Source organism: Pedobacter sp. 01T416_2 (genome assembly GCF_056398925.1).
This window is the reverse complement of the sequence record NZ_JBFTQI010000044.1, coordinates 1-14,621: the sequence shown is the minus strand read 5'-3', so window position 1 is coordinate 14,621 and position 14,621 is coordinate 1. Positions and strand designations below refer to the sequence as shown.

Below are 14,621 nucleotides of genomic sequence, written 5' to 3'. Positions count from 1 at the left end.
TGCTTCCTGAGGTTGAAAATTTTACCATTAATGAATTAATCCCAGCTATTTCGCAGGGCGGGATGTTAAGTGCTGATAAAAAGAAAGCCATTGCCACAAAAATGGCGCATTACTCCGGTCTTTCAGAAAAAGTGATATTAGATTACAACCTCAATGTACCAACCGATTTCTTTTGGAAAGAACTGCTGAGAGATAAAGGTTTTACAGTAGGTAGATTAGATTCGCGCTATCGTGGTATCGATAAAATGAGTGCCGGCGAAGGACCCGATTATAATGCAGAGCTAACCTCTTGGCTACATTCCTTTACACCAGCCATTAATATGTACATCCGCAACGAGCTGAATTATAAAACCGATTTAAAGTACAATATGTTCGGTTCCGTTTACCCATGGGATAAAGCAGGTGATCAGACTGGCGATAACCTCCGCCAGGCCATGGCACAGAATCCATATCTGCACTTATTGGTGCAATCAGGTTATTACGATGGTGCCTGCGATTATTTCAATGCGAAATACAGCATGTGGCAGTTAGATGCGGCAGGTAAACTGCAAGACCGTATGAGCTGGGAAGGTTACCGGAGCGGACACATGATGTATTTACGTAAAGATGATCTGAAAACGGCCAATAACCATATCCGTGAATTTATCAAAAAAGCATTACCAAAAGCAGGCGAGGCAGCTAAGTTCTAAAATTGGTCGTCATTTCGACTGAAGTGCAATCCCGAATTTTCGGGAGAGAAATCTTTAAGCGAGTTCAGATAAATCGCTTAAAGATTTCATCGCCAAACTAATTATTTGTCAACTCTTTTAGGTTTATTGGAGCGCAGGTGCAGTGTAATAATTATCGTTCGTCCTGCTTTGCGCTATATCTTTTTTATTGTTCATGTCATGCTGAGGCACGAAGCATCTCACCCCGATGAAACAGATGCTTCGTGCCTCAGCATGACAGCAATTTTAAGGTAGTGCTGTAAAAAAGTATGCCGCTTCAATCAGGGCTAGGTAGGTTAGGGCGGTGGCAAGGAAACCCCTCATAGTTGCAGGAACAGGTGTAATCTAAACCCGACCGGAGTGAGATGCTCCCGATTTTACATCGGGAGCAGAAACGGGGGCGGGACAGAACCAAACCAAAGCACCACTGCAATTGCTTTCCAAATCATGAAGAATAAAAAACTATTTACAATGCTAATTTTCCTTTACGCTGGTTCGATTTATTCCCGCAAAAACGCAAACAAAAAACTGTTCACTGCAAACTAAAAATAATTACTTATTTTTGTGGTTCAATTATGCAGCAAATAAAAACATCATTCGATTTTGAAAAACCTATTGCCGATTTAGTTCAGCAGATAGAAAAGGTTAAGCAAGTTGCCGAAAAAACTAAGGTAGATATGTCTGCCACTTTAGATGAGCTTGATGGTAAATTAGATGAAACTACCAATAACTTATATAAAAATTTAACCGGTTGGAACAAGGTTCAGATGAGCCGTCATCCCGATCGCCCGCAAACACTCGATTACATCAATATGATCTGCGATGATTTTATTGAAATGCACGGCGATAGAACGGTTAAAGATGATAAAGCGATTATTGGCGGTTTTGCTACCATAAATGGCCAAACGGTAATGGTTATTGGTCACCAAAAAGGTAAAAACACCAAAGAGCGCCAGTTCCGTAATTTCGGTATGGCCAACCCTGAAGGTTACCGTAAAGCTTTGCGTTTAATGCGTTTGGCTGAAAAATTTAATAAACCGGTTGTTTCTTTTATCGATACTATGGGGGCTTACCCTGGTTTAGAGGCCGAAGAACGCGGACAAGGTGAGGCCATTGCCAGAAACTTATTGGAAATGTCTATTCTTCGCGTGCCAATTATCTGCATTGTTGTAGGTGAAGGTGCTTCTGGAGGTGCTTTGGGTATTGGTATCGGCGATAAAGTTTATATGTTAGAGCATACCTGGTACTCGGTAATCTCTCCTGAATCCTGCTCATCTATTTTATGGAGAAGCTGGGATTTTAAAGAGAAAGCTGCTGAATGTTTAAAGTTGACTTCTGATGATATGTTTGGCAACAAACTAATCGATGGTATTATTCCAGAACCACTTGGAGGTGCGCATCAGGATCCGGAGTTAATGGGCCGAACTTTAAAAGATTACCTTATTAAAGATTTAGCTGCCTTAGGTAAACTAAAAACCGATAAACTGATCGAACAAAGGATTGAAAAATTCTGTGCGATGGGTGTTGTAAACGAATAATCATTAAAAAAATAAATTTGAATCCTGTTTGGCAACGCTGAACAGGATTTTTTTGTGGATAAATCCCAAACTTTTAAGGGTATCACTAGATATACGTCACCCTGAATTTATTTCAGGGTCTTTGTAGCGTGATAGATGCTGACCACGAAGTACCTATTAGGCCATTAAAACAATACAAAATGCTAATAAAATAAATTCAGCATGACGATTGCACGGATAACCGAGTGGAAAATTAATCATTATTAAGCCAACTTAGGCTATGATTTAAACCTCGCAGGTTTTAAAAACCTGCGAGGTTTGGTCAATAAAAAAGCAGCTACAAATTAATGCAGCTGCTTTGTAAGCTATTTTCAGATCCGTTTACTGTTGTGGCCCCTGTTGTGGGAAAAACATCGATAAACGGCCTTCTAAACTGTTAAATGTTTTCTGCAGCTTATCACTCAGTTTATCCTGACCTGCAGCTTTACTCGTTTTAATCATTCTGTCTAGGTAGTATAATCCCGTTTGAATGTTCTGTGATCCGGTTAAACCTTTTGATTGAGATATGTCAGCCAGGTAGTTTAATTCTTTATTGATATAATCGCCAGATTTGTCTAAAATATCATTAGCTCGGGCGGTTTCTCCTAGTTTATATAGGTTTTCAGCCATGTAAAATTTCACAACAACCGTACGGATGCCGAAGAATTTATCAGGCATTACAGCAAAATATTTATCTACTACTTTTTTGGCATCAGCTATTTTACCTTCTTTAATTAAGCTGTTGGTTAAGCTACTGAAGAGATTGGTGAAAATGAAAGTATCATCTGATGACTGTGGATCTAAATATTTAGCGGTTTTCATATTTCCCCACTTAAATTTAGTCATCACATTATTATACAATACAGGCGTATTTAATTGCTCCGGCCTATCATCAGATGCTGTTGTGTCAGCTTTAAGCGGTAATAAACGCATGGCCAAACCTTCGCTGTATAAATATTTGTCTAAGCCGTTATATTGCTCAGAAGGTACTGTAGAAGCGAAATAAATCGGGCGTTTCCAGTTGTTATGTGCAAGAATATCGAACATGGCCAAAGTTCCTTTAGTAACATAACCTTTATTAAACTTCCAATCCATTGTGGTGGCGATTTTTGAAGCATCAGCTGCAGGTACTGTTCCTGTACTTACTACTTGCTGCGGATCTACTGTAATTTTAAGGTTTTTAGTTGGCAGGAAGTTAGATTTTGATCCATCCTGCATAGGTACTTTGTCGCTTTCATCGTTTGATAGCAACAAATCAACTACGTTTTTAAGCTCAACACTACCTGCAATTTTGTAATCATCGTATGGCATTACATCTCTTTCTCCCTGTACATATTGCTCAGGTTTCATTGAAATTGGTAATGGAGCCGATTCATTTTGTTTTTGCCTTAAACCGTTAATGTACCAATCTGTATCGAATAAACTTAAGTTTACAATACGCACATCAGGACGAACATTTTCTACCTCCTGGATATACCAAAGTGGGTAGGTGTCATTATCGCCATAAGTAAATAAGATGGCATTTGGCGCACAGGATTGTAGGTAATCCAAGGCAATATCATGCGGAACCATTTTTGTAGAGCGGTCATGATCATCCCATCCCTGCTCGGCCATAATTACCGGTGCAGCCAGTAATCCAATTACCGTTGCACCAATGGCACCGGCAGTTGGCGTTAGTTTTTTAAACAACCACTCTTTAATGGCGAGTGCCCCGAGCCCGATCCATATTACAAAGGCATAGAACGATCCTACATAAGCATAATCCCTTTCGCGGGGTTCTAATGGTTTTTGATTTAAGTATAATACAATGGCAATACCGGTAAAGAAGAATAGTAATGCTACAACTCCCGCATCTTTTTGGTTACGTTTAAAATGCCAAAGTGCACCAATAACGCCTAAAATTAATGGTAAAAAGAAGAAACGGTTATACGCTTTATTATCGACGGTTGATGGTGGCAGATTGCTTTGATTGCCTCTCAACATGGCATCGATTGGTTTAATGCCGCTAATCCAGGTACCTTCATGTCCGCTACCCTGACCTTGCTCGTCATTCTGGCGGCCAGCAAAATTCCACATGAAATAACGCATGTACATGTAGCCAATCTGATAGCTGAACAAGAAACCAACGTTATCCACCAGATTAGGATTTTTAGAATCATCTAAGCGCATCCACTCTTTATAAAAAGCAGCATGTTTAGGATCATCGCTATACATACGTGGCAGTAAAGTGTTGTTGTTATACTCGTAATCGGTTTTTTTACCCGCTACCTCATATTTGTCTTTTCCTTTTCTCCAGATGGTTTTTCCTTCAGTTACACCTACTCTTTCAGAGTTATAGTTAGGACCGTAACCCAATGGCCTGTCGCCATATTGCTCACGGTTTAAGTAGCTTAAGAAAGAGAAAGCATCTTTCGGTGCACTGTTATTTAAGTTCGGATCTGCCTTTGCCCTGATGATAATCATCGAGAATGATGCATAACCGAAAATGATTAATACAGTAGAGATTAAACCTAGGTTTAATAATTTCTTTTGGTGCTGGATAGAATAACGGATTCCCCAAACCAGGGCGCCGATTAATAAAATAGCGAAGAATAAAACGCCTGTTCCAAAACCCAGACCTAATGTGTTAACAAAGAATAAATCGAAATAAGCACCAAACGAAACCAGGTATTGGATAATACCATATTGGATTACCGCTAAGATTAGAATACCAACAATAAGGGTTTTAATAATTCCCGATGTTGTTGCTTTATCTGTTCTTTTGAAATAATAAATAAAAGCAAGTGCTGGGATGGTTAGTAGGTTTAACAAGTGGATACCAATTGATAAACCCATAATATAGGCAATAAACAATAACCAACGATCGGCACGTGGCTCATCGGCATGTGCTTCCCATTTAAGGATAGCCCAGAATACAATCGCTGTAAATAACGATGATTGTGCGTAAACTTCTGATTCTACTGCCGAAAACCAAAAACTATCAGAGAAAGTATAAGCCAAAGCACCAACGGCACCTGCACCCATAATGCTGATCAATTTACCGGTTGTTAACTCTTCGCCGGCTTTTAACACCGTTTTTTTAGCCAATGCAGTGATGGTCCAAAATAAGAATAAGATAGTTGCCCCGCTCGATACAGCCGAACCAACATTCATCCAGTAAGCGATTTTGGTCAAATCTCCAGCTGCAAAAATAGAGAAGAAACGTTGGAGCATTAAGAACAAAGGCGCACCAGGCTGGTGAACAACCTGCATTCTAAATGCCGATGCGATAAATTCACCGCAATCCCAAAAACTGGCAGAAGGCTCTAAGGTTAAAACGTAAGTTAGTGTAGCAATTAAAAAGCAGATCCAGCCTACTATATTATTAACTTTTGAATAATTCATTGGTTTGTTTAATGATATTAAAAATTGTTTTCACATAAAAATGCTGCCGAAATTAACTATTCTAGTCGATAAAACAGGTAAATTTTTAGATTGATTTAACAATTTTTAACGGCTTAAGGCCTTTAACATAAAGGATTTTAATTTATTTGAGAAGCAAAAACCCATAAGCAGAAAGGTGAAATCTGCCTATGGGTTAAAATTTAGAATGTTTTTAGCTTAACCCGCTGCAAATGGGGTAAACCTTACAATCAGATCATTGTATTTTTTTTCAAGGCTTTTGCTTAGCTCAGCTTGTTTAAAAACCTCGGTTAATTTTACCATTTGTCCTAAATAGCCAAGGTAGAAACGTACATCCTGCTCAGATGATAGCTGGTTTTTGCTTTCTGAAACATCAGCAAGATGGATTAATTCCCTGCCCACGTAATCGGCAGTTTTTTTGATCATTGCATTTGCACGGTTTAAATCATTTAAACGATAAAGGTTTTCGGTGAAATAATAAGTGCTCATTACCTGGCGCATACTGTAAAATTTAGCAGGAATTACCTCAAAATATTTATTAGCCAATTTTTTGCTTTCGGTAATTTTACCTTCGTTTATCAGGCCGGTTAATAAACCGTTAAATATATTCGAGAACATGGTTACATCATCAGCAGATTGCCTGTCTAAATGGTTGGCGTATTTAATGTTGCCAAAACCATAAACATTCATCATATTGTTGTACATCGGTTTCAGGTTTACACGGTCAAAATCTTGTGTAATTGCCGTATCTGGTTTCAAAGGCAATAATCTTTTATTTAATCCTTCCACATAAAGGTATTTGTTTAGCCCAACGTATTGCTCATCTGGCATTGCCCCAGTAAAATAAATCGGTCGCTCCCAATTATTGTGTACCAAAATATCAAACAAGGCCAATGTCCCTTTCGTAACATAATTTTGGTTAAAAGCCCACTCCATACTGCTTGCAATTTTGCCTGCATCTTCTTTGGGCACGGTTCCGGTATCCAAAACCTGCTGTGGACTTACCGCCAGTTTAAGGTTTTTGGTTGGTAACACATTGTATTTAGAACCATCGTTCATGGTTACTTTATCTTCGTCATGATCAGATAGAAGCACGTCTAAAATTTCCTGTAACTCAATATGCTGGGCGATTTTATAATCCTGATAGTACATAATATCGCGTGTACCAGCAACATATTGATTGCGCTTAATCGTTAAAGGAAGCGGCGCTGATTGATTTTGCTTTCTTTTCATTCCGTCTATGTACCAATCGGCAGTGAATAAACTTAGATTTACCACACGCACATCCGGACGGATGTTTTCTACTTCCTGCGCATACCAAACCGGATAGGTATCATTGTCGCCATAAGTGAACAAAATTGCATTGGGCGCGCACGATTTTAGGTAATTGACAGACATATCTCTGGCTACATGGCTATCAGAACGGTCGTGATCGTCCCATCCCTGATTGGCCATAATAATCGGCGCACCGAACAAGGCAATAATCGAAGCAAAAATACTGGCCCGCACAGGCGTTAGTTTTTTGAAGATAAAGTCTTTTAATCCAAATACACCTAAACCGATCCAGATGGCAAAGGCATAAAACGAACCAACATAGGCATAATCCCTTTCACGTGGCTCAATCGGAACTGAGTTGAGATAAACTACAATGGCAATACCAGTAAAAACAAATAGTAAACCAATAATACCTGCATCCTTCTGGTTACGTTTAAAGTGCCAAACCGCGCCGATCAAACCGATAATCAGCGGCAAAAAGAAAAACCTGTTGTACGCTTTGTTTTCTACAATCGATGGCGGAAGGTTTTTCTGATCACCAAGCCTGATCGCATCCAAAGGTTTAATGCCACTGAGCCAATTGCCATCTTTCCCGCCAAATTGCCCATCTTCATTGTCTTGCCTGCCCACAAAATTCCACATGAAATAACGCATGTACATTTGTCCCGTTTGAAAAGATAACATATATTTTAAGTTGTCCATCAAGGTAGGTTTGTACTCATCATCAAAACCCATGTAACTTTTGTAAAACCTAATGTGTTCGGGTTTATCACTGTACATGCGTGGAGCTAAAGTTTTATCTCCAAAAACATAGTCGGATTTTGTTCCTGCTGATTCATATTTTGTTTCTCCTTTTCTGTAAAGTTTTCCGCTTTCTTTAATGTCGATCTTTTCAGAATTATAATTTTCGCCATATAATAAAGGCCTGTCTCCGTATTGCGAACGGTTTACATAACTCAGAAAATTAAAAGCATTCTCTGGATCGGTATTGTTTAAATTTGGTTTGGCCTGTGCCCTGATAATGAGTAGGGCAAAAGAGCTGTATCCAAATAGCAATAAAACAGTGAACAACATGGCCAGGTTTAAAACCCTTTTATTTTTGAGGATGGAATAGCGGATGCCGTAAACCAGACTTCCAATTACTAAAATGGCAAAAAATAATACACCCGATCCAAAACCCAGGCCCATTGTATTCACAAAAAAGTAATCGAAATTTGCCGCAAAAGATACCACGTACTGAATAATGCCGAACTGTACCACTGCCAATACAGCGATTGAAATAAGAAATACTTTTAACACACTTTGCCAGTTAGGAGAAGGATTCTTTTTAAAATAATAAACAAATATCAATGCAGGGATGGTTAGCAGATTTAGAATATGTACACCGATAGAAATGCCCATGATGTATGCCACAAAAAGCAACCACCGGTCTGATTTAGGTTCATCAGCCTGCGATTCCCATTTTAATATGCCCCAAAATACAATGGCGCTACAAAGCGACGACATGGCGTAAACCTCTGCTTCCACTGCCGAAAACCAAAAACTATCAGAAAAGGCATAAGCCAAGGCCCCAACAAAACCTGCACCCATAATGCCGATGATTTTTTGGTTGGTGATTTCTTCGCTTTTTTTAATGACCGTTTTCTTGGCCAGTGCGGTAATGGTCCAAAACAAAAAGAGGATGGTGCCTGCGCTGGCAAGTGCCGAAGATATATTAACAAAATAGGCAACTTTAGTTTTATCGCCAAAAGCGAGTGCCGAAAACAACCTCTGGATCATGGAGACTATTGGAGCACCGGGCTGGTGAACTACCTCCATTCGGAAAGCCGAAGAAATAAATTCGCCACAATCCCAGAAACTTACAGATTGATCTAAAGTTAAGATGTAGGTGAGCGCGGCAACGATAAAACAGAGCCAGCCTCCAATGGTGTTGATCCTTGAGTAATTCATAGTTTAATTTTAGTCTTTGATAATAAATGATTTAAGTGGTTCGTAGTAAAAAAAGTCGCATAAAAAAAGAAAATGTTGCACGCTATATGATGATTTTTTTATCTTTGCATCGCAAACAGGAACAGCAGGAAAGAAATTAAAAATATTTTAAAATCACTCTTGCATATTTAAAATAAGGTTCCTACATTTGCATTCCCTTTCGAGGAGAATATCCTTGATAAGTTTTTGTCCGATAGTATAAGGGTAGTACAACGGTTTTTGGTACCGTTTGTCTTGGTTCGAATCCAGGTCGGACAACTAAAATTTAATGTCGGATCATGTTTTAAATAGACATGATCCGATTTTTTTTAACCGTAAACTACACGAACCCATGCCATTGCAGTTTAACCCGGTAAAGCTTTTTTCCGGAACAGGTTCTAAGGGATTATCACTTAAGATTGCCGAACATTACGGCAAGCCACTTGGTAGCGTAACCATTCACAAATTCAGTGATGGAGAGTTTCAGCCTTCCTTTGATGAGTCAATCCGTGGTAGCGATGTTTTTCTAATCCAATCTACTTATCAGCCCAGCGATAATTTAATGGAGCTTTTGCTAATGGTTGATGCTGCGAAAAGAGCATCGGCACATTATATTACGGCAGTTGTTCCTTATTATGGTTTGGCCCGCCAGGATAGAAAAGATAAACCACGTGTAGCAATCGGTGCTAAATTGGTAGCTAACTTATTAAAATCAGCAGGTATACACCGCATTATGACGATGGATTTACATGCTGCACAGATACAGGGTTTCTTCGATATCCCGGTTGATCACTTAGATGGATCGGTAATCTTTGTGCCTTATATCAAAAGCTTGGGCTTAAAAAACTTAACTATTGCATCGCCAGATATGGGCGGTTCGTACAGGGCACGTACTTTTGCCAAGTTTTTTAACGCTGAGGTAATTATTTGCGATAAACGCCGTAAACGTGCCAACGAAATCGAATCGATGTCGATTATTGGTGATGTAACCGGACAGGATGTGGTATTGATCGATGATATTTGCGATACTGCCGGAACCTTATCAAAAGCTGCGGCTTTGATTATGGAAAACGGTGCCGCAAGTGTTAGAGCGGTTTGTACACACGCTGTATTATCAGGCAAAGCAATAGAAACGGTAGAAAATTCGGTATTAACCGAGTTAATCGTTACGGACACTATCCCGTTGAAACAGGAAAGTCCGAAAATTAGGGTGCTAAGCACAGCCAGTTTATTTGCAAGGGCAATTGCCAATGTAAACGAGCACGGTTCAATTAGTGATCTGTTTAGAGTATAACGTTGAGCGTTATTGCGATGAGCGCTTAAAACGCCAGCCGCCGAACGCCAAGCAATAAAAAGAGTTTAAATAAGGTGGAAGGTAGCGGGTTGAAGGCTTAAGGTCTTGAAACTCGATACTTAATACTGACTACTAATAAATATAAAATAAAAATAAAATGAAAACAATCGCAATTAGCGGTTCTCCAAGAGAGAACGTAGGGAAACGCGATGCCAAGGAACTTCGTTACGAAGGTAAAGTTCCGGCGGTATTGTATGGTGGAAAAGAGCAACAACACTTTGCTGTAGTTATTGCTGACTTAAGAGATGTTATTTATACCCCGGATGTAAACTTTGTGGAGATTGATGTTAACGGTACTAAAACTAAAGCTATCGTAAAAGACACTCAATTTCATCCACTTACCGACGTATTAATGCACATCGATTTTCTTCAGTTGTTTGACGAGAAAGAAATCGTTATGGAGATCCCGGTTAAATTAACAGGAACTTCTCCAGGTGTTAAAATGGGGGGTAAATTAATCCAGAAATTACGTAAACTACGTGTTAAAGCATTACCAGCTGATATGCCACAAAACGTAGAAGTAAGCTTAGAGAAATTAGAGGTAGGTAGTTTATTCCGTGTTCGCGATCTTAAAGGTCAAAAATATGTGATCACTAACACTCCTGAAGATACTATCGTTTCTGTTGCAATGTCTAGAGCATTAAAACAAGCAGAAACTGAAGCTGCTAAAGGTAAAAAATAATCAGGATTCTTAGGATTTCTTGATTTCAAGATGAAGCGTTCCGAATTAATTCGGAACGCTTTTTTTATTTATATTAAGGTTAATCCGCTAATCGCCCAACGCTAACAGCTCCGCTATCCATTAAGAAGCTGTTTGAAAATAAATGAATAAATTCGCGGCATGGACTTCCGACTTTTCGCTTTAGTCTTTGGTCTTTTCGCTTTAAGCTTCTACCTTTGCCCCCATGAAATATCTTATAGTTGGCTTAGGGAATATCGGACCAGATTATGCACATACCAGACATAACATTGGTTTTGATATCGCCGATGAACTGGTTAAAAATTTAGACGGAAGTTTCGAGAATATCCGCTTGGCTTATTATTCGGAAGTAAGCTTTAAAGGACGTAAACTCCATGTAATTAAACCAACTACTTTTATGAACTTAAGTGGTAAAGCCGTAAACTATTGGATGAAGGAGTTAAAAATAGCACCAGAAAATGTTTTGGTGATTGTTGACGACCTTGCATTGCCTCTCGGTAAGCTGAGGCTAAAGCTACAGGGCTCTAGCGCTGGTCACAATGGTTTAAAAAGCATCGAAGAGGTTTGTGGCGGACAAAATTATGCACGCTTGCGCTTCGGTATCGGTAGCGATTATCCGAAAGGTAGACAGGTTGATTTTGTTTTGGGTTTGTTTGATAAGAATGAGCAATTAGAGCTCCCTGCATTGATTGATAAAAGCGTAGAGCTGATTAAAAGCTATGTAACCGTTGGGCCCGCCCACACCATGACGGCTTTTAATAAGTAAGAGGTTCATTAGTCATTCGTTAATTGGCCATTGGTTTACTAGCATTTCGTTCATTCTTCATGTACGCCGTCATTTCGACCGTAGCGGAGAAATCTTACTGATAGTCCTGTTTTTGCTAAAATGTTGTCATCCTGAGCGCAGCGAAGGATCTTTTATAATTTAAATTCAAGGTAATATAGTCCAAAAAGATCATTTGAAGAACAATTACAGTAGTTCTTTTTAATGTTCGTCCTGCTTTTCATTACAAGTCCTCGCTGTGCTGTGGGCTTTGCATTTCAATCAGGTCTAAAAGGCAACATTTGTACTGCTATTGAGGGTAGAATAACACAGTTTTGTATAGATTTTATTTCCATGGTATGAAACAGTTCAATAAAGGCAATTTCCTTTTTCTGCATCATGCAACCCCAAATAGTATTGCTGGCTGCGCCACCTAAACCCGATCGAAGTGGTCCCGACTTTACGTCGGGAGGAACGGAGAGCGGGACTACACTAACCAAAAGCACCTGCACTTGATTTCCAGAAAAAAAATAATGATTAGTGGGGGAGGATGCCTATTGTTTGGTGAGAATGGTGTCTCGGAGTGTCGTCATTTCGAGCGGAGTGCAACGCAGCCGAGAACCCGAAGGCTCAGCGAAGCTAAATCTATTCTTCTAGTTCATAGATCTCTCCATTCCGCGATGCTTCAGTCGAAAGACGACTTTTTCTATGAGAGATAATGCTAATGGGTAGCATAGTCGAAGGGCCAGCTATCGCAATTAAGAAAAGTTTTTAAACAAAAAAAAAGACCATCTTTCGATGATCTTTTCATAAATATGTTTTAGTTAATGATTATTTAACTTTTTCTTGAGCTCTTGCAATGTAAGCATCAATTAATTGCGCTTCTGCACTCTCAGGGTATTGTGTTTTTACTTTAGTATAAGCTTCAACAGCACCTTTAAAATCATTTTGGCTTTCGTTAACCAGTCCTAATTTCTTTAAAAACATTGGTGAAGTAAATTTACTTGCTTTATCTGCTGCTTTTTTATAGTAAGTAGCCGCTTGTTTAAAGTCTTTCAATTCGCTGTAAGCATCACCTAATAAGCCTAAAGCCAATGGGTCTGCAACTGGGCTACCGGTAGCGCTATATTTGCTTAATGCCTCTATAGCTTGTTTGTATTCGCCTTTACGCAAGTAAATACCACCCAAGTAAAGGTTAGCTAAGTTTGCCGATTTTGTGTTATCATATTCTTTAGCAATCTGCTCTAAGCCCGGGTAACCACCTTCGCCTTTAACAGCTCTGTTTGATAATGAATCTACGCCAACAAATTGTTCTGCTTTGTACATTTTGCTAGCGGCTTCTTCAGCACGACCTTTTAAATACACGCCTTGATACCAAAGATATATTAAAACTAATAAAACTACAGCACCTGCAATAAACAGTAAGCTCTTATTATTCTCTTGTAAAAATGAACCTTTTTTAGTTGGTTGAATTGTCTGGTTATCTGTTGTAGACATGTTTGTTTAAAAAATTTAAGATTGCAAAAATACATTTTTCAATCAAAGTATCAATCTTTATTTTGAAGTATTTGATTAAACATTAGTTATTTAGGCGTGTAGATTATAAAATCGTCATGATAATTAGCGTAACAAGCTAATCAGTGTGTTAAACCAGGTTTGGTTGTCGCTAAAAATACCAGTGTGGTTAATCACCAGGTACACCGTTTGGCTTTCGGAGCGGCTCACCGTAGATCTAATTCTAATGGGTTGCCAGAATGCGCCGAAGTTTTTTGCCGATGAAGCTGGAAATAAATCGTCGAAGCCCATGTAAACTTCTTCTATATGAGATAATGGGAGTTCCAATTGTTCATCTCCGGTGATGAAAAGGCCATTCGAGGCCAATAGAATATTGCCTTCGTGATTGTGAATTGGCTTTAAAAACGAAAATAAGCCTGCGATTTTTTTAATCCAGCTTGAACTTTCTTCATTGGTTAGTTCATGATCGTAAGACCATAGAACATTCCCTTCTAACATTTTTTGTGCAACCATCTAATTTTCCTTGCTATGAAAGTACAATTTTTTTAAGTGTTATTAACGTTTATTTTAAACAATGGGTGTTAAGAGGCTAAAAAACGGTAAATTTGTGACATATTTATGTGGTTAAAAAATATTACCCTTCTAAATTTCAAGAACTATACCGATGCAGATCTCCATTTCTCGGAAACGGTAAACGTTTTTACGGGTAATAACGGTTCTGGCAAGACGAACATGCTTGATGCTATTCACTATCTTTGTCTATGTAAAAGTTACTTTAATCCCATCGATAGCCAGCAGATCAAAACCAATGAAGAGGTGTTTATGATCCAGGGCGATTTTGATCGTAACGAAAAGAACGAAAAAATTTCCTGCGGGGTAAAACGCAACCAAAAAAAACAGTTTAAACGCAATAAAAAAGAATACGATAAATTGGCTGATCATGTTGGCCTTTTTCCGGTGGTGATGGTTTCGCCTTATGATGTAAACCTGATTATGGAAGGCAGTGAGGAGCGTAGAAAGTTTATAGACAATGTTATTTCGCAAACAGACGCACATTATCTGGATCAGCTGATTACCTATAACCGCATTCTGTTAAACCGGAATGCTTTGCTAAAACAAATTGCGATTACCAGAAAGTACGATCCTACGCTGCTCGAAATTTTGGATGAGCAATTGATTATAGCCGGCAATAAGATATTCACTATTCGTAAGGCATTTATGGATGAGTTTATTCCATTGTTTAACCAATATTATACCTACCTTACCGAAAACAGGGAAATTGTAGCGCTGAATTATCAATCGCAATTGAATGAGGCTACTTTCGAAGAGCTGTTAAAGAAATCGGTAGAGAAAGACCGTGTACTGGAGCGTACCACAACTG

At 38.9% G+C, this 14,621-nt stretch carries 9 protein-coding genes and 1 pseudogene; 6 read left to right on the top strand and 4 right to left on the bottom strand.

The window, feature by feature from the left end:
- Positions 1-689 (top strand): annotated as a pseudogene (locus tag AC1DPQ_RS03560) (carboxypeptidase); the annotation flags it as partial.
- Between the two features lie 593 nt (positions 690-1,282).
- Positions 1,283-2,245, top strand: coding sequence for an acetyl-CoA carboxylase carboxyltransferase subunit alpha (locus AC1DPQ_RS03555; protein WP_477607972.1), 963 nt, complete (start codon positions 1,283-1,285; stop codon positions 2,243-2,245).
- 360 nt (positions 2,246-2,605) lie between these two features.
- Here AC1DPQ_RS03555 and AC1DPQ_RS03550 read toward each other — a convergent pair whose 3' ends face one another.
- Both AC1DPQ_RS03550 and AC1DPQ_RS03545 read right to left on the bottom strand, forming a co-directional pair.
- Positions 2,606-5,647 carry a glycosyltransferase family 117 protein gene (locus tag AC1DPQ_RS03550; protein WP_477607970.1) on the bottom strand — a complete coding sequence of 1,014 codons (3,042 nt, stop codon included), beginning with the start codon at positions 5,645-5,647 and terminating at the stop codon, positions 2,606-2,608.
- A 216-nt stretch (positions 5,648-5,863) separates the two neighbouring features.
- A complete protein-coding gene (locus AC1DPQ_RS03545) occupies positions 5,864-8,890 on the bottom strand; it encodes a protein O-mannosyl-transferase family (RefSeq protein WP_477607968.1) in 3,027 nt (1,008 codons plus the stop codon).
- Positions 8,891-9,260: 370 nt separating this feature from the next.
- On the opposite strand from AC1DPQ_RS03545, the gene AC1DPQ_RS03540 reads away from it, so the two are divergent.
- From AC1DPQ_RS03540 to pth, 3 genes are all read left to right on the top strand, one after another.
- Positions 9,261-10,202 carry a ribose-phosphate pyrophosphokinase gene (locus AC1DPQ_RS03540; RefSeq protein WP_029278327.1) on the top strand — a complete coding sequence of 314 codons (942 nt, stop codon included), beginning with the start codon at positions 9,261-9,263 and terminating at the stop codon, positions 10,200-10,202.
- A gap of 157 nt (positions 10,203-10,359) precedes the next feature.
- Complete coding sequence (locus AC1DPQ_RS03535) at positions 10,360-10,944, top strand: 50S ribosomal protein L25/general stress protein Ctc (protein ID WP_029278329.1); 585 nt, start codon at positions 10,360-10,362, stop codon at positions 10,942-10,944.
- 223 nt (positions 10,945-11,167) lie between these two features.
- Positions 11,168-11,728: an aminoacyl-tRNA hydrolase gene (pth, locus tag AC1DPQ_RS03530; RefSeq protein ID WP_029278331.1), complete on the top strand. Its 561-nt coding sequence runs from the start codon at positions 11,168-11,170 to the stop codon at positions 11,726-11,728.
- An 828-nt stretch (positions 11,729-12,556) separates the two neighbouring features.
- Here pth and AC1DPQ_RS03525 read toward each other — a convergent pair.
- Together AC1DPQ_RS03525 and AC1DPQ_RS03520 are read right to left on the bottom strand one after the other, a co-directional pair.
- On the bottom strand, positions 12,557-13,222 hold the full coding sequence (locus AC1DPQ_RS03525; RefSeq protein ID WP_108197625.1) for a tetratricopeptide repeat protein: 666 nt from the start codon (positions 13,220-13,222) through the stop codon (positions 12,557-12,559).
- Positions 13,223-13,345: 123 nt separating this feature from the next.
- Positions 13,346-13,753, bottom strand: coding sequence for a hypothetical protein (locus AC1DPQ_RS03520; protein WP_477607966.1), 408 nt, complete (start codon positions 13,751-13,753; stop codon positions 13,346-13,348).
- Positions 13,754-13,858: 105 nt separating this feature from the next.
- Between AC1DPQ_RS03520 and recF the strand changes: the two genes are divergently transcribed.
- Positions 13,859-14,621, top strand: a 763-nt coding sequence (gene recF, locus AC1DPQ_RS03515; RefSeq protein ID WP_477607964.1) for a DNA replication/repair protein RecF, incomplete at its 3' end; no start/stop codon positions are given.

Coding starts and splice junctions, on each gene's coding strand:
- AC1DPQ_RS03555 (WP_477607972.1), top strand. CDS start 1,283: ATGCAGCAAATAAAAACATCATTCGATTTTGAAAAACCTATTGCCGAT.
- AC1DPQ_RS03550 (WP_477607970.1), bottom strand. CDS start 5,647: ATGAATTATTCAAAAGTTAATAATATAGTAGGCTGGATCTGCTTTTTA.
- AC1DPQ_RS03545 (WP_477607968.1), bottom strand. CDS start 8,890: ATGAATTACTCAAGGATCAACACCATTGGAGGCTGGCTCTGTTTTATC.
- AC1DPQ_RS03540 (WP_029278327.1), top strand. CDS start 9,261: ATGCCATTGCAGTTTAACCCGGTAAAGCTTTTTTCCGGAACAGGTTCT.
- AC1DPQ_RS03535 (WP_029278329.1), top strand. CDS start 10,360: ATGAAAACAATCGCAATTAGCGGTTCTCCAAGAGAGAACGTAGGGAAA.
- pth (WP_029278331.1), top strand. CDS start 11,168: ATGAAATATCTTATAGTTGGCTTAGGGAATATCGGACCAGATTATGCA.
- AC1DPQ_RS03525 (WP_108197625.1), bottom strand. CDS start 13,222: ATGTCTACAACAGATAACCAGACAATTCAACCAACTAAAAAAGGTTCA.
- AC1DPQ_RS03520 (WP_477607966.1), bottom strand. CDS start 13,753: ATGGTTGCACAAAAAATGTTAGAAGGGAATGTTCTATGGTCTTACGAT.